Below are 21,015 nucleotides of genomic sequence, written 5' to 3' on the forward strand. Positions count from 1 at the left end.
CGCCCCGGCCTCCCAGCCGGGGCGTTTTTCGTTCTGGGGCAGGGCGGAACTGCAATCGCCGGATCGCTTGGCCATCAAAACAACCCCAAATCGCCCCATTCCCGCCGCGAACCGCGCCGAAGCTTTCATGACATGACGGTAATGCCGGGCTGGGGAGTTCGCGTCATGGATTGGGGAGAGGCACATGGAGACTTCAATCAGAACGGCCCTTGCGGCCGCCTGGCAGTGCGTGGCCAAGGCTGCACCTGCAATGGTGTTGGCGCTGGCAGTCATACTGTCCGGCGTGACACTGACGCCAGCACATGCTGCGACGCTGGACGAAGCGCCGGGCGTGCTGTCGCCTTCGGTCGGCAATCGGTTGCTGGAGCTGATCGAGATGGAGGGCGAGGAACGCTGGCGCGAGGTTGAGGCCGGCTATAGCGAGATGATCGACAATGGCTCGCTGAGCCCTTATGAGCGCGCCGTCCTGCTGCGTCAGCGTGGCCGGGCCCGCTACGAGCTCGACAATCTCGCCGGCGCGATCAGCGACTGGCGGTCGACTATCGCCCTGGCGATCCTGCCCGAGGACGACGCCAACGCCCTTCGCATCAATACCGGCCAGCTTTTGATGGTCGCTGATGACTATCGGGGTGGCATCAATCTGATCGAGGCTGCGATCGCCCGCGGTGTCCCGCTCAATCGCGACCTGGCCGCGCGCCTGGCCCAGGCCCATGCCCGGGTTGAGGACCATGAGGGCGGTCTGCCCTATGCCCGCTTCGCCTTTGCAAGGGCCGAGGAGGAGGAGGCCGACGGGGCCGACCGCCAGACCTATTCGCTCTTGCTCTATTATTACCAGCAACTCGCGATGATGCCCGACCAGCTTGCCCTGATGGAAGCGATGGTCACACGCTGGCCGGCCGAAAAGGCCAACTGGACCAGCTATGCCAGCCTGCTGGCGCAGCTCGATCGCGAGGCCGACGCCTTCGAGGTCAACCGGATCATGTATCTGAACGGCATGCTGACCTCGAGCGGCGAACTGGTCCGTCTGGCCCAGTATTACTCCTGGTATGACTATCCCTATGGCGGCGCGGTGATGCTGGAGCGCGAGCTCAATGCCGGCCGGGTGGAGGCCTCGACCGCCAACATGCAATTGCTGGCCAATCTGTGGCGTCATGCCCGTGAGTGGGAGCGGGCGATGCCGGTGCTGGAACGGGTCGCCACCACCTCCGGCGCCGGGACCGATTTCGAGGCCTATGGCGAGGCGCTCTACCAGGCCGGTCGCTTTTCCGAGGCGGAAGCCATTTTCGTGCAGGCCCTCAATCGCGGCGGCCTGTCCCGGCCCGGCGATATCTGGACCTATATCGGCAATGCGCGCATGGAACAGGACGATCTGGGTGGTGCCTCGCGGGCCTTTCACCGGGCTCTGGAGTGGGAGTATTCCCGCGCCGGCGCACAAGGCTGGCTCGAATTCATCGCCAGCAAGCGCGCCATCCTCGCTGCTGCCGCAGAGCTGGAGCGGCAGATCACTATCGAGGACTGCGAAATCGAGGTCGAACGGGCCCGCCGGCAGATTGTTGTCTCGCCGGACGAGTATGACGGTGACGGCATCCGCATCCTGAACATCCCGGCGCGCTGCGAGCCCTGGTTCGACCGTCATGGCAATCGTTTGCCCGAGGCGGACCGGACCTGAGACGCCAAGCGATGACCCCGCAATCGCCCCAATTGACCGCGATTGCGCCCCGCTTCCGCCGCGACCGGGGGTGAGGCTGACAGTGCGGCGAGGCCTCGTGTTGTGAGGCCGACCCGCACCGGCCAACCCGGCGCCGGTGGACGGTGCCGGGCCCCTGGCCGGATCTTGGGGCATACCTCTGTGAGGCCATGCAGAACGCGCCCGTGGGGAGGCCTGTTCAATGACAGCCATGATCCAACACTTGCGTACACCGATGGTGCTGCCGATAGCCGGCGCGGTCACCATCGGACTTTTCCTGATGATGAAAGACCTGATCGCCGTTCCCGGAGTGGAGCGCGTGGAGCAAAGCGAGACGCCGCGTTTCGTGATCAACGACATTCCGGATGACACCGAACTGGATGTCCGCATCGACATCACCGAAATCCCGCCGGTCGAACCGCCGCCGCCGATTGAACGCCTGCCGGTGGATCGCGCGGTGCCGACCGATCCGGGCCATGGCGTCACCTACGCCCTGCCGCCGGTGGCGCCGACGGAGATCAGCCATACAGGTGGTCTGGTCACGCCGGATCGATCTCCCGTGCCGATCGTCCGTATCGAGCCGGTCTTCCCGGCGCGAGAGGCCTCCCGGGGCAATTCCGGCAGCTGCACGGTGATCTTCGACATCACGCCGCAAGGTCAGACCACAAATATCCGGCCGATGACCTGCGACAGCCGCGCCTTCGAACAGGCGACACTGAACGCCGTCAGCCGCTGGCGCTACAACCCGCAGATTGAAAATGGTCAACCCATCCATTTCCGCGGTGCGACGACAAGGCTGGACTATCGGCTTGATGGGTAAGTAAGGGGCGTGGGGGGCTGTACCCCCCACGCAACCCATCCAACGTTTGTCATCCCCGTCGGATGTCCGGCGAAGGCCGGACGCAGGACGGGGACCTAACAGGTCGCAACCACATAGGTCCCTGACTTGCGCCCGGCCTTCGCCGGGCGTCCATCAGGGATGACAACGGCAAGGGGAAACGCACAAAAAAAGCCCGGGCCAAGGCCCGGGCTTTTCCCATTTCAATCACACGTGCCGCCGCTACTCCGCCGCGATCGCGTCCACTTCATCATCGGCCAGGCCGACGACCATCAGCGCAAACGCCCAGTTGAGGGCGGTTTCGCGCAGACTGTCGAAGCGGCCTGAGGCGCCGCCATGGCCGGCGCCCATATTCATCTTGAGCAGGGTGAGACCGTCATCGGTACGGCGATCGCGCAGGCGTGCGACGAATTTGGTCGGCTCCCAATAGGTGACGCGCGGATCGGTGAGGCCGCCCGTGGCCAGGACATGGGGATAGGCCATTTCCTGGATCTGGTCGTAGGGCGAGTATTCGATCATTGTCTGATAATCGTCGGCGCTCTCGATCGGATTGCCCCATTCCGGCCATTCCGGCGGCGTCAGCGGCAATTCCGGATCCGACATGGTGTTGATCACGTCGACGAAGGGAACAGCGGCAATGGCCCCGGCGAACAGGTCGGGTTGCAGGTTGATCGCGGCACCGACCAAGAGGCCACCGGCCGAGCCGCCATAGGCAACGATCTGGCCGCGGGACGTATAGCCAAGCTCGGCGAGGGCTTCACCGGCCGAGACAAAGTCGCGGAAGGTGTTGATTTTCTGCTCCAGCTTGCCGTCCAGATACCATTGATAGCCATTGGCCATGCCGCCGCGGATATGGGCGGTGGCATAGACCATGCCGCGATCGACCAGCGATAGCGGGGTGACGCGGAAGGCGGCCGGAATGGTAATCCCGTAGGAGCCATAGCCATAGAGCATCAGCGGCGCGCTACCATCGATCGGCGTGTCGCGGTGGTAAAGAATGGTGACCGGGATCTGGGCGCCATCATGGCCGGGCGCCATGATGCGACGGACGACATAGTCTTCCGGATTGTGACCCGAGGGCACTTCCTGGCGTTTCAGCAGCGTGCGCTCCTGGCTGCGCAGGTTGAAGTCATAGGTCTCTTCCGGCGTTGACGGGCTTTCATAGGAAAAACGCAGAATGTCGGTGGCGAACTCGTATCCGGCCGAGGCGCCGAGCGAATAGGCTTCCTCGTCGAAGTCGATATTGTATTCCTCACCGGTGGCGTATTCGTGCACGACGATACGCGGCAGGGCGTTCTCACGCTCGACGCGGACCTGCCAGTCGGCAAAGCCGATCACGCCATTGATCAGCGTGCCGGGGCGGTGCGGGACAAACTCTTCCCAATTTTCGCGGCCGGGATTGTCGAGCGGGGCCGACATGATCTTGTAGTCGACCGCGCCGTCGATATTGGTGCGGAAGTAGAAGCGGTCCGAGGCTTCGGTGAGATAGTATTCGACATCATCCTCGCGCGCCGCGATCAGCACCGGCTCGGCGGCCGGATCATTGGCATCGATCAGGCGCATCTCGTTGGAGGTGTGACCGCCGGCATTGATGACGATGTGGTTGTTGTTGTCACTGAGGCCGACCGACACGAAAAAGCCGTCATCGGGCTCTTCATAGATCAGCTCGGACGCCCCGCCATTGGCCGGCTGGCGATAGACGCGCTTGGAGCGGCCGTTATCGTCGCGCCAGACCCAGTACAGGGTGGCGCTGTCATTGGCCCAGGTGAAATCGCCCGAGCTTTCATCGGTCAGGGTCGCGACGATGGCGCCGGTGGCGACATCCTTGACCCGGATTTCGTAATATTCCGAACCGCGCACATCGACGCCGAAGGCGACATAGCGGTGGTCGGGCGAGTGTTCCATGTCGGAAAAGTCGAGATAGTCGAAATCGGCGGCTTCGGCGTCACCATCGACCAGGACTTCCTCATCGCCCATCGGCTCGCCGGTTTCCGGATTGACCGGACGGCGGGCGAAGACCGGATACTGGCCGCCTTCGCGATAGCGGGTGTAGTAGGCGAAATCGCCATCGCGCTCGGGTACCGAGCTGTCATCTTCCTTGATGCGGCCGCGGATCTCCTGGAAGATTCGCTCCTGCAGCGCCTCGGTCGGTGCCATGACACTGTCGAGATAGGCGTTCTCGGCGTCCAGAAGCTCGCGGACATCGCTGTCCAGCACCTCCGGCTCGCGCATCACCTGCTGCCAGTTCTCGTCCTTGATCCACTGATACTCGTCGACCCGGGTGAAGCCGACCTGTTCGATGGTCACCGGGCGCTGCTCGGCGCGAGGCGCTTCGAGGCCCTGGGCGCGGGTGATCAGCGCCCCGTGCGTGGTCACGGCTGTGGTGTTGGCGGCCGAAGTGTCGGTCGTCATGGCAGTCTCCTGGCTACAGGCGGCAAGGGCGAGGCCGAGAAGGCCCGCACCGAGACGCCCGGCAAGCGGCAAATAACGCATGAAATTCCTCTCAAGATACCGGTCTATTCTTCGCTGGCTGAGGGCTGGAAGTCCAGCACGCCGCCATTGGTGCAAAAGCGCTGACCGGTCGGCTGCGGCCCGTCCTCGAAGACATGGCCCAGATGGGCGCCGCAATTGGCGCAATGGATCTCGGTGCGCGGCAGGCGCAGCTTGTAATCGGTCTTGGTCTCGACCGTGTCGCTGTCCAGCGGCTGCCAGAAAGAGGGCCAGCCGGATCCGCTGTCATATTTGTGGTCCGAGGCGAAAAGCGGCGTGTCGCAGACCTTGCAGTGATAGTGGCCGTCGCGCTTTTCAGCGTTGAACGGATGACTGAAGGCATGCTCGGTGCCCTCCTCGAAGGCGATCGCATGGGTGTGCGGATCGAGCTTGGCCTTGAGGGCCTCGATTTCGGCGGCGCTCAGTCGCGGCATGTTGTTACTCCGGCGTGGCGGGGGGCGTGGCGGCGGTGTCGGGCGCAGGCAGGGCGTGGGGCTGGCCGCGCCTCACAGACAATATGGGGGTGGTCAGGCAAATGACCAACAGCACCGCACCCAGTCCGAACATCGGGATCAGCGCCGAGACATTGGGGCCGAGCTGACCGACGACCACGCCCATCAGGACCGCGCCCGCGGGCATGCCGCCGAACAGGCCGAGCTGGTAGACCGACATGACCCGCGCCAGCTTGTCCGGCGGAGCCTGTTCCTGCACGACCGAGCGTGACAGCGAGATGGCGACGCCGGCACCCAGCCCCCAGCCGAAGACCAGCAGGTAGAGCGACCAGAAGGGCAGGTGAAAGAAGAAGGCGCCGGTCGCCATCACCGTGACCGCCTGGGCCAGGATCAAGGCGCGTCCGGGACGCTCTATCTGGCCGAATTTCACCAGCGCCACATTGGCGACCAGGGCACCGACCCAGAAGGCGACCATCAGGCTGGCAATCTCCGGGAAGCCGCCGCCATAGCTCTCGCGGATGATCAGCGGGATCAGCACCAGGAAGGAGCCGCCGACGACCAGAATGCCCAGCGCAATCATGATCAGCGTCATCGGCATCAGCACCGGCGAGGTGAAGACCGCTTTCACGCCATCGGCGAGGTCGGCCATCGGATGGGCGGTCGAGGTGTCGCGCTTGGAGCCCAGGCGCGGCAGGAAGGCGGCAGAGATGCCGCCAATGCACAGGCCCGCCGCCTGCATCAGGAACAGCGCGCCGGGGCCGGTATAGGCCGCGAAATAGCCGACCGCCATGCCGGCGATCTGGGCGCCGAACTGGACCGCCGAGGCCATCACCACAGCGCGCTGCAGCTCGATCCCGCCATGCCGCGTCCGGGCCGAGATGCGGACCACCGGATTGATGGCGCTGTCGCGGGCCGGCATGACAAACCCGCCGGCGACGCCGATCAACAGGGCAAAGCCGACCATCACCCAATAGGTCAGGTGACCGGTCAGCAGCATCAGGCCGAGCGCCCCCGCCGACAATCCGGCAAAGATGTAGAAGTAGAAGACAATGCCGCGCCGGTCCTTGCGTTCGGCGAGGACGCCGGCGAAGGGCAGCAGCAACATCATCGGTGCCGTCAGCGCCGCCTGCGCGAGTCCGAGCCGCTCCGGGCTTTCCTGCAGGGTGAAGGTGATGACGCCGGGAAACAGGGTGGTCTGCAGGCCGAAGCCGAAGAACCAGCCGGCCACCAGCACCAGATAGGCACCGAAAGGCGGCATGCGAAGCTTGCGATTGCCGGCAAGGGGGCGAAAGACGGGCAAGGTGTGATCGGGTCTCGTGCGGACGGAGGATCGCCGTTTCTGTGATCCGGCGTGATTTGTATTGCGCCTTGTCTAGCAACATGTTGGCCTTAAGCAAATCAACCACACCCGCGACAGGGTCAAATGAGGCGAATAATGAAATTCATCAAACCCGGCTTCGGCCTGCTGCTCGCCGCCTTCCTGATCTTCATGGGGTTGCAGAAATTCGGTGCCGCCAACGCGGTTTTCGACCATATCGCCAACGCGTCCGGCATGGCTTTCTTTGAACCCCAGGTGCGGTTGTTGACCGGTGTGCTGGAAATCCTCGCTGCCGGGCTGCTGCTGGCCGGGGTTTTTCTCAAGCGCTTCGAGGGTTTCGGCGCGGCCCTGTCGCTGGCCGTCATTGCCGGCGCCATCGTCTTCCACCTCACGCCCTGGCTGGGCATCAATGCCCCGGTCGCTTTCACGGCGGATGGCGGCTATGAGCGCTCGCCCATGCTGTTCGGCATGGCGGTGGTCTTCGGTGCGATTTCGGCCGTGCTGGTCTGGATGGATCGGGACAGGCTGCCCATCATCGGCAGGGGCTGACCCGCGGGCTTGCGACCACGATTCGTTAACGCGCAGGCCCCATCCTGTCCGTCAGACCGGATCTGACAGGCCCCATCATGGCGAATGCCGAACCCTTTGAGCTCAGCGAGCCCGTCACCACGCGCACCCGCGCGGTGCTGGCCAAAAGGCTGGCCGACATTGTCGGTCTGCCGTCGAGCCGGATCACCCCGCGTGAGCGCTGGATCGTCGGCGATCTGCTCTATGATGTGATCCGGGCCAGCGATATCGAGTTGCGCAAGCGCTGCGCCAAGCGCCTGTCGGGTCTGACCGACGCGCCCAGCCGTCTGCTTCGGACGCTGGCCTGCGATGAATTCGAGGTCGCCGAGCCGATCCTTGCCGATTGCCTCGCCCTGTCTGATTTCGACATGATGGAGATCGCCCGGATCGGCAAGTTGCAGCACCGTCTGGCGCTGGCCAATCGCGAGAGCCTGTCGGCGACGGTTTCGGCCTCGCTGGCGGCGGCCGGTGAAATTCCGGTGATCGAACGCCTGCTGCGCAACAAGACCTGCATCCTCGCCATGCCCACAGTCGACCACCTGGTCGGCATGGCCGCAGAGGAGAGCAAGCTCGCCCACCTCCTGATCAAGCGCGAGGAGTTGCGTCCGACCCAGGCCTTCCGCCTGTTCTGGACATGCGAACATGTCGATCGGGCACAGATCCTGGAGCGTTTCGCCGTTGATCGGGCCATCCTGATCGATGCCTCCGAGGACATCTTCCCGATGGCCGCGGCCGAGGAATGGTCCGACCCGATGGTCACGCGCATCCTGCGCTATATCGACCGTCGCCAGCGTAATCGCGAAGCCGCCGAGCTGAGCCCCTATGGTTCGTTGGAAGGCACGCTGGAAGCGATGGCGATGGACGGCGCGCTGCCGGAGATCGTCACCGAAATCTCCACCCTCGCCAATGTTGATCGCCGGCTGGTCCTGCAAATGGTCGATGACATGGCCGGCGAACCGATCGCGGTCCTGTGCAAGGCGACCGGTCTGAAATGGCCCAGTTTCGAGAATTTCTGGCGCGGCCTCGGACGCTCGCTGGCCAGCGAACCCGTCCCCCAGGCGCGCAAGGTTTATGACAGCCTGTCGGTAGAAAAAGCCCAGACCGTGCTGCGCTACTGGAACCTGTCGATGGAAGACAAGGGCGGGAAATAGGGGACTTCGGTGGGTCCTTCCCCTTGATGGGGAAGGTGGCGCGGCGCATCGCGCCACGTCGGAAGGGGGGAGACGGGTCAGCGTTCCAATCCCGGCCGGCAATCACCCACTCCGTCTCGCCACTGACGCGACGATCCACCTCGCCCATCAAGGGCGAGGACCTGGTGTCAGGCCTCGGCCTAACGCTCCCGCCGCTCCAGCTCCCACACCCGTCCGGCGCCAAACCGGCCCGCCGGATCGCTTTCCTGGCGTGTCATGCGGATACCCTCCGGATCGATCTCGATCAGGTTGAAGCTGGCTGTCTCCAGCCGTGTCCGGCGTGAGAAGGTGGTGCCGGTGCCGATGAACCAGCAGGTCTGGTCGGGATCGGGTGAGGGCAGGACGAAGGTTTCGTGCAGATGACCGGTCAGGACCAGATCGCAGGCGGCTGACAGGCGCCGCGCCGCTTCGGCGCCGCCATGGGTTGCGGCGCGGGCGTCGGCGGGGTCGGGCGCGACCAGCGGGTGGTGACAGGCGAGGATGCGGGTTTTCGCACCGGCGGCCGCAAAGGCGTCGAGGGCCGCATCGACATCGCGCGGCGCGGCACGCCCCAGTGACCAGTCCGGCCGCCATTGGGCGCGGCGAGCCGTGTGCAGTGTTTCCACCTGGACGTCCGGACCACTCCAGCTTGGCCTGACCTGGTCACCCAGAGACCGCTCGAAGCGTCGCCACGGCCGGAAGGCCCGTTCGCCGGGCACATAGACCGGGACATCATGATTGCCCGGGCGACCGACAACGGGGCGATCGATCCGGGTGAACAGGGCCGAAGCGGCGTCCAGTTCGCGCCAGCGTGCGGCCTGGGTGAAGTCTCCCGCCGCGACAATGAGATCCGGTTCGAGTTCGGCGCAGGCGGCCTCGAACCCGGCCACCAGCTCGGCGTCTTCGGCGCCGAAATGTAGATCGGCGATGTGGATGATGCGGGTCATGCGGTCGGTTTCAACACGGTGACGGGGTCGGGCAGGCGGGTGATGCGGGCGAGGCGGCCCAGGGTGAGCGGTTCGCCGTCCACCATCGCCGCCAGTGGTTTGCGCGAGCGAATTTCGGCGGTGTCGAAACAGGCCGGACGGGTGCGCGCGTCGGGATTGTCGGTACGGGTGAGCGTGTCGACCGGGGCCGCTGCCATGTCGCCGATATGGCGCCAGCTGGTCAGCACGGCGGCAAAGCCCGCATCGGGCGTGTCGGTCAGGGTCTCGTGCAGCGGGTCGGTGGCCAGGGTGACGTAAAGACCGGAGGCGCGCCCTGACACCTTGCGCCCGTCAAAGCGGCAGGTCAGCCGCGGCCGGAAGGCCTGACCCAGCGCCGCCGCCGTTCCGCGCAAGGCGCCGGACAGGGGATGTCGTCGGCTGTCATCACGCAGGCTCTCCCGCGCCCGGGCGAGGGCGGTCGGAAAGCCGATGCCGGCGGCGATCAGGAACAGGTTCCCGTCCAGCGATCCGGCAGCGAGTTCGTGGCGGTCATACCCGTCCACTTCATCGAGAATGGTCAGCGCGTCGCGGTCGCCATAGAGCGCCCGTGGCAGCAGGTTGGCGGTGCCCAGCGGCAGCGGGATCAGCGGCAGCCGGCATTTCGCCTCCAGCGCCTGTTCGGTCACCGCCCGGATCGTCCCGTCGCCACCGGCAATGGCGATGGCATCGGCCTCGCTGTCCATCGCCGCGGCGAGCGCGTTGTCACCATCCTCGACCAGGTCGCCGATCCGGCACACGGACGGATGATCGCGCAACGCCTCGACCAGCTCGTCGCCCGATCGGGCGAGCGTGCCGCTGCGCGGGTTCATGACGATGGCTATGCGTTTCACAGGGGCGCTCCTGTCAGGCCTGCCGCCAAGGTGGGCGTGTTGCGGGGCGGGTCCAGTGCGGCGGGTTCATTCAAGCGGCACTGTCGACCCTGCGCCGGGCGTTCATCAGGGGTGACAAGGATGAGTGTCGCGGTTCCGCGCCGGTTGCCTGTCCCCGGTTTCCCGGATGATTGAGTGGCGCCGTCCAGTGTGTCGGTATGCCTGGCGGCTCAATGAATCCGTATCGGCTTCGCCCGATCGTCATCCTGACGAAAGTCAGGATGACGGTTGGAGGGAGGTTTTAGTCCATAGGCGCCCACATCTGGATGCTCTCATAGAGGTCCTCCCAGTCAGGATTCATCTGCTCGATTAGAGTCAGTTTCCATTTTCGCCGCCATACCTTCAGTCGCTTCTCGCGTTCGATGGCAAAGCCGAAATCCTGGTGAAATTCATACCAGACGAGGTGCTTGACCCCGTATTTCCGCGTGAAGGCAGAGCCTTTGCCCTCGCGATGCATCATGACGCGCATGGCGATATTCCCGGTCACCCCGATATAGAGGGTGCCGTTTCGTTGACTCGCCAGAATGTAAACGCACGGATGCTTCGCCAATGTGGCCCCCGCCGGCTTGGCCTTTCGTCGCGTCATAGTGATGCGTGGTCCGGGGCGGGGCTGTGACCCCGGTCACGCCGTGTTGTGACGCCCGGCAAGAAAAACCCTACGACGAGTGCGTCTGCATCTTCCCCACCGCTTCGTCTGGTCAAGGCTCGCCTGTCGGGCTAATTACCGGGGAAGCAGCGTTATCGCGCGGGGAGTTTCCATGTTCTATGGCATCAGCCTGACCGCCATTCTGGTGGCGCTCTGGCTCACCTTGTCCGGCCCGTTCACCCTGTCGGGGGATTATCCCATCGTGATGGGACTGGGCCTGCTCAGCATTATCGGCACGGTCGCCCTGACCTACCGCATGCGCATTGTCGACCGCGAGACCGTTCCGATCGGTCCCGCGCTGGCCCTGTTCACCTATTGGGCTTGGCTGGGCGGCGAGATCGTCAAGGCCAACCTGGCGGTTCTGTGTCTGGTGATGAAGCCGGAAATCGAAGTCGAGCCTCGCCTGATCCGTGTGCCGGCAGAGCAGCGCTCCGATCTGGGTCGCAGCGTGTTCGCCAACTCGATCACGCTGACGCCGGGCACGGTGACAGTCGATGTCGAGGATGATGGTTTCCTGGTCCACGCGCTGGACAATTCCTTCACTGATCCGGCCGGTTTCGCCGAGATGGGCGCGCGCTCCGATGTGGCGTCGGACGGCAAGAAGAAGAGGGCGGACTAATGCATTTCCTGATCTTCCTGGTCGCCATCGGCATGGCCGTGGCCATGGCCATCATGCTGGCCCGCCTGTTCGCCGGGCCGACCCTGTATGACCGTGTGCTGGCCGCCAATTCCTTCGGCACCAAAACGGTGCTCTTCCTGCTGGTTTTCGCCGCCTTGGTCGGCCGTCAGGACGCCATCGACATCGCGCTCCTGTATGCGCTGATCAATTTTGTGGCGACCATCGCGATCCTGAAATTCTTCCGCTACCGGTCGTTGGAGATCGCCCTGGCGCAGATGTCGCTGCGCAAGGCGCTGGATGGGGAGTACGAGAAATGAGCCCCGCCGAGATTTTCCAGCATGCTCGCGACGTGTTCGCGATCGGTGCCATGGCCGTCGGCCTGGTGTTCGTGATTGCCGGTGCCACCGGTGTGATGCGCCTGCCCGACTTCTACACCCGCATGCATGCGGCTGGTGTCACTGACACGCTGGGCGCCGAGCTGATCATTCTCGGCCTGATCGCCCAGGCCGGTGACTGGCAGACAGCCGCCAAGCTGGCGCTGGTCGGCCTGCTGCTCTTCCTGACCAGCCCGACCGCGACCCACGCCATCGCCAATGCGGCGCACCGGGCCGGCCAGAAGCCGGACCTGGCCCATTTCAAGCCGAAACACCCCGCTGATGCGGCGTCCTCGGAGGCCTCCAAATGAGCCATGCCGACCTGACCCAGTATCTGGATTACACGCTGATCGCCATGTTGCTTGCGGTCGGTTTTTCGATTGTCCGCCTGCGCAACCTGTTCGCGGTCGTCATCCTGATGGGCGTGTACTCGCTGCTTTGTGCCGCGTGGTTCGTGTCGCTCGACGCGGTCGATGTGGCCTTTACCGAAGCCGCAGTCGGGGCCGGTATCTCGACCGTGCTGATGCTCGGCGCGATGCTGCTGACGGCGCGTGAGAGCGAGCCGGCCGGAGCCGGGCGCCACTGGGCGGCCTTCGCCGTCGTCGCCGCAGCGGGTGCCGCGCTGTTCTTCGCCATTCCCGACATGCCGGTCTATGGCGATGCCGAGAGCCCGGCCAATGCCTATCTCGGGCGCGACTTCATGGAGCGAACGCCGCAGGACATCGCCGTGCCCAATGTCGTCACCGCCGTGCTGGCCAGCTATCGCGGCTATGACACCTTTGGCGAGACGGTCGTGGTCTTCACCGCTGCGCTGGGTGTGATGCTGCTGCTGGGCTTTGGTACCGGCGGACGTCGCAAGGAAGAGGAGGAGGACTGACATGTCACCGCACCTGATCCTTCGCGTTGTCTCCAAGCTCCTGATCCCGCTGATCGTGATCTTCGGCCTCTATGTCCAGTTCCACGGTGATTTCGGCCCGGGAGGCGGCTTCCAGGCGGGCGTGATCATCGCCGTCGCCGTGATCCTCTATGCCCTGATCTTCGGCATGGACGAGGCCCGCCGCGCCGTGCCGCCGGGCGCTGTGCGCTATGGCGCCGCGCTGGGTGTACTGATCTATGCCGGCGTCGGTGTCGCCACCCTGTTCATGGGCGGGGCGGGCGAGCCGCTGAACTTCCTCGACTATGACGCCCTGCACCCCGACCAGGGTCACCATACCGGCCAGCATTACGGCATTCTTCTGGTCGAGCTTGGTGTTCTGACGACGGTCGCCTCGGTCATGCTGGCGATCTTCTATGCCTTTGCCGGCCGCGTGCCGGACATCCCGGACGAGGAGTGGTAGCGATGCTGGAGATCCTCGCAGAGCGCTTCAACTATATTCCCATCATCATCCTGATGATGATCGGGCTGTATGTGGTCATCGCCACCGGCAATCTGGTCAAGCGACTGGTCGGCCTGTCATTGTTCCAGACCTCGGTCTTCCTGCTCTACATCACCATCGGCAAGGTGTTCGGCGGTTCGCCGCCCATCATCGCCGATGATGGGCATCACGGTGAGGACGCCGGCCATGGAGCCGAAGCTGCCGTCGCGCATGGCGCCGATGCCGGCGAACACGCCGCTGAAGCGGCCGACCATGCGGTCGATACGGCCCACCAGGCCGCCGAAGTCATCTATTCCAACCCGCTGCCGCACGTCCTCATCCTGACCGCGATCGTGGTCGGCGTGGCGACCCTGGCGGTCGGTCTGGCGCTGGTCGTGCGCATCCGGGAGGCCTACGGGACCATCGAGGATGACGCCCTGAACACCGCCGACTACTCGCTTGAATCCGGGAGCGCCGAATAATGCAGTTTCTGGCTGATTTCCTGCCCGCGGGCATCGCCATGCACGCGCCGGCGCTGATCGTTGTCATCCCGCTGATCATGGCCGCAGTGTCCGCCCTGATGCCGAATGGCCGGCTGGGCTGGCTGGTGACGCTGATCACCTCCGCCCTGGTCGCCATCCTCGCCCTCAACCTGTTGGGTCAGGTCGCGACGCAGGACGTGATTTCCTATCATCTGGGAGGCTGGGCGCCGCCGCTGGGCATCGAATACCGCGTCGACATGCTCAATATCCCGCTCCTGCTGCTGGTCGGCATCGTCGGGTTCCTGTGCGTGATCTACGCCCTGCCGAGCGTCGCCGATGAGATCGCCGAGAACAAGCAGGCGCTGTTCTATTCGGCCTTCCTGGTCTGTTTCGCCGGCCTCCTCGGTGTGACCATCACAGGCGACGCCTTCAACGTCTTCGTCTTCCTCGAGATCTCCTCGATCTCGACCTATGTCATCATCGCCATGGGCGCCGGCAAGGATCGCCGCGCCCTGACCGCCAGCTATAACTATCTGATCCTCGGCACGATCGGCGCCACCTTCTTCGTCATCGGTGTCGGATTCCTCTACATGGCGACCGGTACGCTGAACATGGCCGATATGGCGGCGATCCTGGAACAGACCGGTCACAACCGGGTCACCCAGGCGGCCTTCGCCTTTATCGTGGTCGGCCTCGGCCTGAAGGCGGCGATGTTCCCGCTGCACCTGTGGCTGCCCAACGCCTATGCCTTTGCGCCGAACTTCGTCACCGCCTTCCTCGCCTCGACGGCGACCAAGGTGGCCTTCTACGCGCTGATCCGCTTTTTGTTCTCGGTCTTCCATCCCGATGTCAGCTTCGTCTCGATGTCCTTCACCTGGCTGTTTGCCGTGGTCGGGACGATCGCGATGGTCGTCGCCTCCCTGCAGGCGGTCTTCCAGACCGATGCGCGCCGTTTGCTGGCCTATTCCTCGGTCGCCCAGGTCGGCTACATGATGCTGGGACTGGGCATGGGCACGGCCTCGGGCCTGTCGGCCGGCCTGTTGCACCTGATGAACCATGCCCTGATGAAGGGCGCCCTGTTCATGGCGCTGGGTGCGTTTGCGCTCAATTTCGGCGTCCGCCGGGTCAAGGACCTGGCCGGGATGGGCAAGACCATGCCGGCGTCGGCCTCGGCCTTCACCATTGCCGGCCTGTCGCTGGTCGGTGTGCCGCTGACGGTCGGCTTCACCTCGAAATGGTATCTCGTCACCGCCGCGCTCGAGCGTGGCTGGTGGTGGGCGGTGGCGGCGTTGATGCTGTCATCCCTGCTGGCCCTGGCCTATGTCGCCCGGCTGCTGTCGGCCATCTGGATGGACGCACCGCCCAGCCATCATGGCGAGCTGATGCAGCGTCGTCTGGCGCCGTGGATGGTGCTGGTGCCGATGAGCTTTCTGGCCCTGGCCAATGTCTATTTCTTCTTCCACGCCGACCCGCTGGTCTGGCTGGCCCGGTCTGCGGCGGATGCCGTGATGGGAGGGAATTGAGCTGATGTGGACGCCTGAACTCTCTCTCGCCCTCGCCCTGGTCCTGCCGGCCCTTGGCGGTGTCTTCGTGGCCCTGCTGGGCTCGCGGCCCAATCTGCGTGAAGCGGCGACGCTGATCGCGGCCGTGCTGCTGGCCTTCAATGTCGCCTATCTGGTCGAGATCGCCCAAGGGCATCCGACCCTGGACCTCGCCACCCTGGCGCCGGGCCTGCACCTGGTGTTCCGCCTGGAACCGCTGGGCGCCATCTTTGCCGCGGTCGCCTCCGGTCTGTGGATCGTCAATTCGCTCTATTCGATCGGCTATATGCGCGGCAATAACGAGAAGAACCAGACCCGTTTCTATGTCTGTTTCTGTATCGCCATTGCCGGTGCCATGGGCGTGGCCCTGTCGGGCAATCTGCTGACCATGTTCCTCTTCTACGAGGTGCTCACCCTGTCGACCTATCCGCTGGTCACGCACAAGGGGGATGCCAAGGCCAAGCGTGGCGGCGCAATCTACCTGTCCATCCTGCTGGGCACCTCGATCGGTCTGCTGCTGCCGGCGGTCATCGCCACCCATTTCCTCGCCGGATCGACCGATTTCGTCGCCGGTGGCCTGCTGGCGATCAATGAGATCACCCCGGCCATTTCCAGCGTGCTGCTGGTGCTGTTCGCCTTCGGGATCGGCAAGGCGGCGCTGATGCCGGTCCATCCCTGGCTGCCTAATGCCATGGTCGCGCCGACCCCGGTCTCGGCCCTGCTGCACGCCGTGGCCGTGGTGAAGGCCGGCGTTTTCGCCATGCTGAAAGTCGGCACCTATATCTTCGGACCGGCACTGATCGCCATCACCCCGGCCGCCGACGCCCTGGCCTGGATTGCCGGCATCTCCATCGTGCTGGCCTCCGTGGTCGCCATGACCAAGGATAATCTGAAAGCCCGGCTGGCCTTCTCGACCGTGTCGCAGCTGTCCTATGTGACGCTGGGCGTGATGCTCGGCTCGCCGCTGGCGATGCTCGGCGGGGCCCTGCAGATCGTCATGCATGCCTGGGGCAAGATCACCCTCTTCATGAGTGCCGGCGCGATCTATACCGCCACCGGCAAGACCGAGATCTCGCAGATGGACGGGCTGGGCCGCTACATGCCCTGGCTGTTCATCGCCTATACCGTCGGGGCGCTGTCGATCATCGGCCTGCCGCCACTGGGCGGATCCTGGCCGAAACTCTTCCTGCTGCAGGGCGCCTGGGAAAGCGGGCATGGCTGGCTGATGGTGGCGCTGATTGCCTCCTCCATCCTCAATGTCGCCTATCTGCTGCCCTTGTCGGCGCGCGGTTTCTTCTCGCCGCCGGCTGAAGCCAAGCTGAAGAAGCAACCGCCCATGCTGGTCATCCTGCCGCCCGTCATCACGGCTGCGGGCGTGGTGGTGCTCTTCTTCCTCATCGGACCGCTGCGCGACTATCTGGCGCCGGTCTTCCTGTCGTCGACCCTTGCTGCGGAGGCCGCACTGTGAGCGATCCTAACGGCAAACATGATGAACTGATCCACCCGGTCGCCCGGCCTTTCCTGTGGCTCGACTCGGGCTGGCTGAAAGCCTCGATGATCTGGATCTTCCTGGTCGCGACGCTGGGCTTTGTCGCCGTCGACTTCTTCCATCACCGCCACGAATACGTCCACCTGGCCGAATTCTACGGTTTCTACGCCATGTGGGGCTTCGGCGCCTTCGTGCTGGCCGTCATGGTCGGCTGGTTCGTGATCCGCGGCCTGCTGGGCCGGGAAGAGGATTACTGGGACGGCGACAGTTCCGATGAGGAGGGCCAGTCATGATCGAAGCCCTCTACGACGTCTCACCGGCCTGGCCGGTCATCATCGCCGGCCTGCTGGCCGCGGCCTTCCCCTTCCATACCGCACGCAAGGGCCTGGCCCTGATAGCGCCGGTGCTGGCGCTGGGCCTGTGGTTCAATGCGCCCTCGGGTGACCATGTCGGCGGGCTCATCGAGCTGGGCGGTTTCACCATGGAAACCTTCCGCTTTGACGGGCTGTCGCGGATCTGGGGCCTGATCTTCATCATCGCCGCCTTCATCAACGGGCTCTACGGCCTGCACGAGAAGGACCGCATCGCCGATGCCGCCGGCCTGATCTATGCCGGTGCCGGCCTGGGCGCCGTCTTTGCCGGTGACCTGTTGTCCCTGTTCGTGTTCTGGGAGCTGACGGCGATCTCCTCGGTCTTCCTGATCTGGGGCGCCCGCAACAATGCCGCCTACAAGGCCGGCCTGCGCTATCTGGCGATCCACGTCCTGTCCGGCGTGCTGCTGCTGACCGGTGCGGTGATCCGGGCCAGCGAGACCGGCAGCTGGGCCTTTGACGAGAGCCTGTCCATCGAGACGCTGGGCGGTTTCCTGATCTTCATCGCCTTCGGCATCAAATGCGCCTTCCCCTTCCTGCACAACTGGCTGCAGGACGCCTATCCCAAGGCCACCATTACCGGCGCCGTGGTCCTCTCCGCCTTCACCACCAAGCTGGCCGTCTATGCGCTGGCACGCGGCTATGCCGGGACCGACCAGCTGATCTGGATCGGCGCCGTCATGACGGCCTTCCCGGTCTTCTTTGCCGTGGTCGAGAATGATCTGCGCAAGGTGTTGTCCTATTCGCTCAACAACCAGCTGGGCTTCATGGTTGTCGGCATCGGTGTCGGCACCGAGCTGGCGATCAATGGCGCCGCCGCACACGCCTTTGTGCACATCATCTACAAGGCGCTGTTGTTCATGAGCATGGGCGCGGTCTTGCTGCGGGTAGGCACGGTGAAAGCCTCCGAGCTGGGCGGGCTGTTCAAGTCGATGCCGGCCACCACGGTATTCTGCCTGATCGGGGCGGCCTCGATTTCGGCCTTCCCGCTCTTTTCCGGCTTTGTCGCCAAGGCGCTGACCCTGGCCGCTGTGGCCCAGGAAGGCCATTGGATGGTCTGGCTGGTGCTGGTCTTTGCCTCCGCCGGTGTGCTGGAGCATTCCGGCATCAAGATCCCGTATTTCGCCTTCTTCAGCCATGACCGTGGCCATCGCGTCCGCGAAGCACCGGTCAACATGCTGATGGCGATGGGGATGGCGGCACTGATCTGCGTCTATCTGGGTGTGAATTACGGCGTGCTCTACGAGCTCGTGCCTTTCCCGGAGGCGGCGCTGCACTATGAGCCCTACACCTTCGACCATATCGTCGGGCAGATGCAGCTCTTGCTGGGGGCCATGTTCGCCTTCGCCTTCCTGGTGCGGATGAAGTGGTATCCGGACGAAAAGCGCGGTGTGAATATCGACACCGACTGGTTCTACCGCCGCTTCCTGGCCAATACGATGAGCTGGGGGCATGCCATGTTCGGTCGTCTCTGGGCCTCGATCGGCAATGTGCTGGGCGGAGTCCGGCGCCGGACCGGCGGAAAACTGTTCGAGGTTTTCAGTCCTATCGGTGCCTTGAGCCGGGATATCCCCAGTGGATTGCTGGCCATCTGGACCAGTGCGCTGCTGGCGATCGTCCTGCTGATCGCCTACCTCGCGCCTTAAGTCTCAGGTACTTGCGAAATAAAAGAGGGCGCAACCCGCACAGGTTGCGCCCTCTTTCTTTGCAACAAAAATAGGAATATTATCCCCACCTGGGTGTAGCCATCTTAGCATCACGTCGGTCGCGGCCATCGGGGCGCCGCGTCAGAACGGGAGCGTTCGGATGAGCCGTATCATGTGCAGACTGGAAGAGGATGTCGCCCGGGCCCGACTGGCCCAGAGCGCCGTGGCCTACGCCTTCGGGATATCGCAGCGCGAGCTGGAGGCACCGACCCGGCGATCGCGGGAGGCCGCCCTGGCCCGGCAGGCGGCGATGTATCTGGCCCATGTTGCCTTCGAGCTGCCGCTGACCCGTGTGGCGCTGGCCTTCGGGCGCGATCGCACCACCGCCGCCCATGCCTGTCACCGCATCGAGGACCGGCGCGATGACCGCGCCTTTGACGATTATATGGACGCGCTGGAAGCGGCCCTGCGTACCGCGCCGCGACTGAGCGGGTTGCAGCGTCTGGCCGGTCTGGAACGCTTTGAACGCCCGGAGCGTCTGACATGAGCGCGCCGCGCTGGATGCGCGCCCTGGCCCGGCCCGGCGCCCGCATGGTGCCGCCCGGCGAGATCGAGGCGAGGGCGGTGGTGTTGCAGAAAGGCGATCGCCGCCGCCGCCCGACTTCACGCCTCTCCCCCAGCCGTTTTGAAGAGGCGATGCGCTGTGGCTGGCTGGCCAAGCGGGACAATGGCCTGGTGCTGTCCGCCGACGGTCAGGCGGCCCTGAAAGCCGGTACGCGTGGCGAGGATCCCGACCCGGCCAGCCGGCATCGTGAGATGGAGGACCGGCCGGTGATGGACCGGGAAGGTCAGGTCTCCACGGCAAGGGCCAATCGCCGTGAAGGCCCGCTCGGCCCCTGGCTGGATGGTCTTGAACCGCATCAGCGCCAGGCCGGCGAGCGTTTCATCAGCGATTATCACCAATCCACCCTGATGAGCCCGGTCACCCGCAACTGGTCCCCCACCGCCCAGCGCCGCAGCGAGGGCCGTCGCAAGAGTCCGGAAGACGCCGCCTTGGGCGCCCTGGCCGCCAAGGACCGCGTCATGAACGCCCTCGACGCCCTCGGTCCGGCCTTCGCTCGCGTCATCGAGGCCGCCCTGGTCCACGAAGACAGCGCCGCCGCGTTGGAGCGCCGTTTCGGCTGGGCGGCACGGTCGGGGCGCACGGTGCTTGGCCTGGCGCTGACGCGCCTGGCTGAAATCTATCGGTTGGTGTGAGGGGGGAGTGATGCGCTGTTGCACTGACACTTCATTGTTACCCCGCCACTTCATTTTTCCCGGGCGTAGACCCGGGACCCACGAAACGATCCGGCGAGCGATAAGTCTCCCGTCGGTCCCGGATCGCGCCGAGGCGCGTCCGGGAAAAATGGAAAGTGGGCTTACGGTGTGGCGCCAGCCCGCCCAGCGTGGGATGACGACGACTGGCAAGCCACAGCCCAGTTGTCATCCCTGATGGACGCCCCGCAAAGGCGGGGCGAAAGTCAGGGACCTAGCTGGTGGCGACCACATGGGTCCCCGCCCTGCGTCCGGCCTTCGCCGGACATCCAGCAGGGATGACAAAGGGTCGGGCCAGCTCAGACCCCCTACACCGTCTCCGCTTCCCCCCGGATCCGGCCGATCATCGAGGCCAGACCGTTGGAGCGCTGTGGGGAGAGGTGTTCGGCGAGGCCGATTTTGGCCAGCACGTCGCGGGCATCGACGGAGAGGATTTCCTCGCCCGTGCGCCCGGAATAGAGGCGCACCATCAGGGCGGCGAGGCCGCGCACGATATGGGCGTCGCTGTCGGCGCGGAAGGTGAGGATGTTGCCGTCGGTCTCGGTGACCAGCCAGACCTGGCTGACGCAGCCCTTGACCCGATTGTCCTCGGAGCGCTCGGCCTCGGGCATGTCCGGCAGCGCCTTGCCCATGTCGATGAGATAGCGGTAGCGCTGCTCCCAGTCGTCCAGGAGGTCGAACTCGTCCACGAGATCGTCGATTTCGGATTGGATGTCTTGTGCCGTCATATCAGCGCCGACGTAGTGCGGGCGAGGCGGCGAGGCAAGCCGTCTGTACGGTTTGCGGGCAGTCAGCTGGTTGT

General features: G+C 64.7%; 23 protein-coding genes. 16 read left to right on the top strand and 7 right to left on the bottom strand.

Annotation, left to right across the window (positions count from 1 at the left end):
- Window positions 1-184 precede the first annotated feature (184 nt).
- Complete coding sequence (locus tag ACN0X9_RS02815) at window positions 185-1,669, top strand: tetratricopeptide repeat protein (RefSeq protein WP_417486115.1); 1,485 nt, start codon at window positions 185-187, stop codon at window positions 1,667-1,669.
- Between the two features lie 220 nt (window positions 1,670-1,889).
- The gene (locus ACN0X9_RS02820) at window positions 1,890-2,507 is read left to right on the top strand and encodes an energy transducer TonB (protein ID WP_417486116.1); all 618 of its coding nucleotides are present in this window, start codon (window positions 1,890-1,892) and stop codon (window positions 2,505-2,507) included.
- 240 nt (window positions 2,508-2,747) lie between these two features.
- On the opposite strand, the gene ACN0X9_RS02825 is transcribed toward ACN0X9_RS02820, so the two are convergent.
- From ACN0X9_RS02825 to ACN0X9_RS02835, 3 genes are all read right to left on the bottom strand, one after another.
- Window positions 2,748-4,937, bottom strand: coding sequence for a S9 family peptidase (locus ACN0X9_RS02825; RefSeq protein ID WP_417486117.1), 2,190 nt, complete (start codon window positions 4,935-4,937; stop codon window positions 2,748-2,750).
- 104 nt (window positions 4,938-5,041) lie between these two features.
- Window positions 5,042-5,449: a peptide-methionine (R)-S-oxide reductase MsrB gene (gene msrB / locus ACN0X9_RS02830; protein ID WP_417486118.1), complete on the bottom strand. Its 408-nt coding sequence runs from the start codon at window positions 5,447-5,449 to the stop codon at window positions 5,042-5,044.
- A gap of 4 nt (window positions 5,450-5,453) precedes the next feature.
- The gene (locus tag ACN0X9_RS02835; RefSeq protein WP_417486119.1) at window positions 5,454-6,725 is read right to left on the bottom strand and encodes an MFS transporter; all 1,272 of its coding nucleotides are present in this window, start codon (window positions 6,723-6,725) and stop codon (window positions 5,454-5,456) included.
- 177 nt (window positions 6,726-6,902) lie between these two features.
- On the opposite strand from ACN0X9_RS02835, the gene ACN0X9_RS02840 reads away from it, so the two are divergent.
- Together ACN0X9_RS02840 and ACN0X9_RS02845 are read left to right on the top strand one after the other, a co-directional pair.
- The gene (locus ACN0X9_RS02840) at window positions 6,903-7,334 is read left to right on the top strand and encodes a hypothetical protein (protein WP_417486120.1); all 432 of its coding nucleotides are present in this window, start codon (window positions 6,903-6,905) and stop codon (window positions 7,332-7,334) included.
- A gap of 77 nt (window positions 7,335-7,411) precedes the next feature.
- Window positions 7,412-8,503, top strand: a complete 1,092-nt coding sequence (locus ACN0X9_RS02845; RefSeq protein ID WP_417486121.1) for a DUF2336 domain-containing protein — start codon at window positions 7,412-7,414, stop codon at window positions 8,501-8,503.
- A gap of 179 nt (window positions 8,504-8,682) precedes the next feature.
- Here ACN0X9_RS02845 and ACN0X9_RS02850 read toward each other — a convergent pair whose 3' ends face one another.
- The 3 genes from ACN0X9_RS02850 to ACN0X9_RS02860 form a co-directional block, all read right to left on the bottom strand.
- Window positions 8,683-9,468 carry a metallophosphoesterase family protein gene (locus ACN0X9_RS02850; RefSeq protein WP_417486122.1) on the bottom strand — a complete coding sequence of 262 codons (786 nt, stop codon included), beginning with the start codon at window positions 9,466-9,468 and terminating at the stop codon, window positions 8,683-8,685.
- Window positions 9,465-10,337: a diacylglycerol/lipid kinase family protein gene (locus ACN0X9_RS02855; protein WP_417486123.1), complete on the bottom strand. Its 873-nt coding sequence runs from the start codon at window positions 10,335-10,337 to the stop codon at window positions 9,465-9,467. The genes ACN0X9_RS02850 and ACN0X9_RS02855 overlap by 4 nt, the downstream gene beginning before the upstream one ends.
- Window positions 10,338-10,617: 280 nt before the next feature.
- Window positions 10,618-10,962 (bottom strand): GIY-YIG nuclease family protein, encoded by a 345-nt coding sequence (locus ACN0X9_RS02860; protein WP_417486124.1) that lies wholly within the window; start codon window positions 10,960-10,962, stop codon window positions 10,618-10,620.
- A gap of 172 nt (window positions 10,963-11,134) precedes the next feature.
- On the opposite strand from ACN0X9_RS02860, the gene ACN0X9_RS02865 reads away from it, so the two are divergent.
- The 12 genes from ACN0X9_RS02865 (at window position 11,135) to ACN0X9_RS02920 (ending at window position 20,156) form a co-directional block, all read left to right on the top strand.
- Window positions 11,135-11,641 carry a Na+/H+ antiporter subunit E gene (locus ACN0X9_RS02865; protein WP_417486125.1) on the top strand — a complete coding sequence of 169 codons (507 nt, stop codon included), beginning with the start codon at window positions 11,135-11,137 and terminating at the stop codon, window positions 11,639-11,641.
- Window positions 11,641-11,958, top strand: coding sequence for a monovalent cation/H+ antiporter complex subunit F (locus ACN0X9_RS02870; protein ID WP_417486126.1), 318 nt, complete (start codon window positions 11,641-11,643; stop codon window positions 11,956-11,958). The genes ACN0X9_RS02865 and ACN0X9_RS02870 overlap by 1 nt, the downstream gene beginning before the upstream one ends.
- Window positions 11,955-12,326 carry a monovalent cation/H(+) antiporter subunit G gene (gene mnhG, locus ACN0X9_RS02875; RefSeq protein WP_417486127.1) on the top strand — a complete coding sequence of 124 codons (372 nt, stop codon included), beginning with the start codon at window positions 11,955-11,957 and terminating at the stop codon, window positions 12,324-12,326. Before ACN0X9_RS02870 ends, mnhG begins: the two co-directional genes overlap by 4 nt.
- The gene (locus ACN0X9_RS02880) at window positions 12,323-12,892 is read left to right on the top strand and encodes a DUF4040 domain-containing protein (protein WP_417486128.1); all 570 of its coding nucleotides are present in this window, start codon (window positions 12,323-12,325) and stop codon (window positions 12,890-12,892) included. Before mnhG ends, ACN0X9_RS02880 begins: the two co-directional genes overlap by 4 nt.
- A gap of 1 nt (window position 12,893) precedes the next feature.
- Complete coding sequence (locus ACN0X9_RS02885; RefSeq protein WP_417486129.1) at window positions 12,894-13,352, top strand: Na(+)/H(+) antiporter subunit B; 459 nt, start codon at window positions 12,894-12,896, stop codon at window positions 13,350-13,352.
- 2 nt (window positions 13,353-13,354) lie between these two features.
- Entirely contained in the window at window positions 13,355-13,852 is a 498-nt protein-coding gene (locus tag ACN0X9_RS02890) for a cation:proton antiporter subunit C (protein WP_417486130.1), read from the top strand.
- A complete protein-coding gene (locus tag ACN0X9_RS02895) occupies window positions 13,852-15,375 on the top strand; it encodes a monovalent cation/H+ antiporter subunit D family protein (RefSeq protein WP_417486131.1) in 1,524 nt (507 codons plus the stop codon). Before ACN0X9_RS02890 ends, ACN0X9_RS02895 begins: the two co-directional genes overlap by 1 nt.
- Window positions 15,376-15,379: 4 nt before the next feature.
- Window positions 15,380-16,861, top strand: coding sequence for a proton-conducting transporter membrane subunit (locus ACN0X9_RS02900; protein ID WP_417486132.1), 1,482 nt, complete (start codon window positions 15,380-15,382; stop codon window positions 16,859-16,861).
- Window positions 16,858-17,175: a hypothetical protein gene (locus tag ACN0X9_RS02905; protein WP_417486133.1), complete on the top strand. Its 318-nt coding sequence runs from the start codon at window positions 16,858-16,860 to the stop codon at window positions 17,173-17,175. The genes ACN0X9_RS02900 and ACN0X9_RS02905 overlap by 4 nt, the downstream gene beginning before the upstream one ends.
- A complete protein-coding gene (locus tag ACN0X9_RS02910) occupies window positions 17,172-18,899 on the top strand; it encodes a Na(+)/H(+) antiporter subunit D (RefSeq protein ID WP_417486134.1) in 1,728 nt (575 codons plus the stop codon). Before ACN0X9_RS02905 ends, ACN0X9_RS02910 begins: the two co-directional genes overlap by 4 nt.
- A 160-nt stretch (window positions 18,900-19,059) precedes the next feature.
- Window positions 19,060-19,446 carry a helix-turn-helix domain-containing protein gene (locus tag ACN0X9_RS02915; RefSeq protein ID WP_011642834.1) on the top strand — a complete coding sequence of 129 codons (387 nt, stop codon included), beginning with the start codon at window positions 19,060-19,062 and terminating at the stop codon, window positions 19,444-19,446.
- A complete protein-coding gene (locus ACN0X9_RS02920; RefSeq protein ID WP_417486135.1) occupies window positions 19,443-20,156 on the top strand; it encodes a DUF6456 domain-containing protein in 714 nt (237 codons plus the stop codon). The genes ACN0X9_RS02915 and ACN0X9_RS02920 overlap by 4 nt, the downstream gene beginning before the upstream one ends.
- A 365-nt stretch (window positions 20,157-20,521) precedes the next feature.
- Here ACN0X9_RS02920 and ACN0X9_RS02925 read toward each other — a convergent pair whose 3' ends face one another.
- On the bottom strand, window positions 20,522-20,941 hold the full coding sequence (locus tag ACN0X9_RS02925; protein WP_417486136.1) for a SufE family protein: 420 nt from the start codon (window positions 20,939-20,941) through the stop codon (window positions 20,522-20,524).
- Between the last annotated feature and the right edge of the window lie 74 nt (window positions 20,942-21,015).

This window comes from Maricaulis sp. (assembly GCF_048268525.1).
GTDB lineage: Bacteria > Pseudomonadota > Alphaproteobacteria > Caulobacterales > Maricaulaceae > Maricaulis.

Bases quoted from the DNA above. Each gene is read 5' to 3' on its own strand.
- ACN0X9_RS02815 (WP_417486115.1), top strand. From the start codon at position 185: ATGGAGACTTCAATCAGAACGGCCCTTGCGGCCGCCTGGCAGTGCGTG.
- ACN0X9_RS02820 (WP_417486116.1), top strand. From the start codon at position 1,890: ATGACAGCCATGATCCAACACTTGCGTACACCGATGGTGCTGCCGATA.
- ACN0X9_RS02825 (WP_417486117.1), bottom strand. From the start codon at position 4,937: ATGACGACCGACACTTCGGCCGCCAACACCACAGCCGTGACCACGCAC.
- msrB (WP_417486118.1), bottom strand. From the start codon at position 5,449: ATGCCGCGACTGAGCGCCGCCGAAATCGAGGCCCTCAAGGCCAAGCTC.
- ACN0X9_RS02835 (WP_417486119.1), bottom strand. From the start codon at position 6,725: ATGCCGCCTTTCGGTGCCTATCTGGTGCTGGTGGCCGGCTGGTTCTTC.
- ACN0X9_RS02840 (WP_417486120.1), top strand. From the start codon at position 6,903: ATGAAATTCATCAAACCCGGCTTCGGCCTGCTGCTCGCCGCCTTCCTG.
- ACN0X9_RS02845 (WP_417486121.1), top strand. From the start codon at position 7,412: ATGGCGAATGCCGAACCCTTTGAGCTCAGCGAGCCCGTCACCACGCGC.
- ACN0X9_RS02850 (WP_417486122.1), bottom strand. From the start codon at position 9,468: ATGACCCGCATCATCCACATCGCCGATCTACATTTCGGCGCCGAAGAC.
- ACN0X9_RS02860 (WP_417486124.1), bottom strand. From the start codon at position 10,962: ATGACGCGACGAAAGGCCAAGCCGGCGGGGGCCACATTGGCGAAGCAT.
- ACN0X9_RS02865 (WP_417486125.1), top strand. From the start codon at position 11,135: ATGTTCTATGGCATCAGCCTGACCGCCATTCTGGTGGCGCTCTGGCTC.
- ACN0X9_RS02870 (WP_417486126.1), top strand. From the start codon at position 11,641: ATGCATTTCCTGATCTTCCTGGTCGCCATCGGCATGGCCGTGGCCATG.
- mnhG (WP_417486127.1), top strand. From the start codon at position 11,955: ATGAGCCCCGCCGAGATTTTCCAGCATGCTCGCGACGTGTTCGCGATC.
- ACN0X9_RS02880 (WP_417486128.1), top strand. From the start codon at position 12,323: ATGAGCCATGCCGACCTGACCCAGTATCTGGATTACACGCTGATCGCC.
- ACN0X9_RS02885 (WP_417486129.1), top strand. From the start codon at position 12,894: ATGTCACCGCACCTGATCCTTCGCGTTGTCTCCAAGCTCCTGATCCCG.
- ACN0X9_RS02890 (WP_417486130.1), top strand. From the start codon at position 13,355: ATGCTGGAGATCCTCGCAGAGCGCTTCAACTATATTCCCATCATCATC.
- ACN0X9_RS02895 (WP_417486131.1), top strand. From the start codon at position 13,852: ATGCAGTTTCTGGCTGATTTCCTGCCCGCGGGCATCGCCATGCACGCG.
- ACN0X9_RS02900 (WP_417486132.1), top strand. From the start codon at position 15,380: ATGTGGACGCCTGAACTCTCTCTCGCCCTCGCCCTGGTCCTGCCGGCC.
- ACN0X9_RS02910 (WP_417486134.1), top strand. From the start codon at position 17,172: ATGATCGAAGCCCTCTACGACGTCTCACCGGCCTGGCCGGTCATCATC.
- ACN0X9_RS02915 (WP_011642834.1), top strand. From the start codon at position 19,060: ATGAGCCGTATCATGTGCAGACTGGAAGAGGATGTCGCCCGGGCCCGA.
- ACN0X9_RS02920 (WP_417486135.1), top strand. From the start codon at position 19,443: ATGAGCGCGCCGCGCTGGATGCGCGCCCTGGCCCGGCCCGGCGCCCGC.
- ACN0X9_RS02925 (WP_417486136.1), bottom strand. From the start codon at position 20,941: ATGACGGCACAAGACATCCAATCCGAAATCGACGATCTCGTGGACGAG.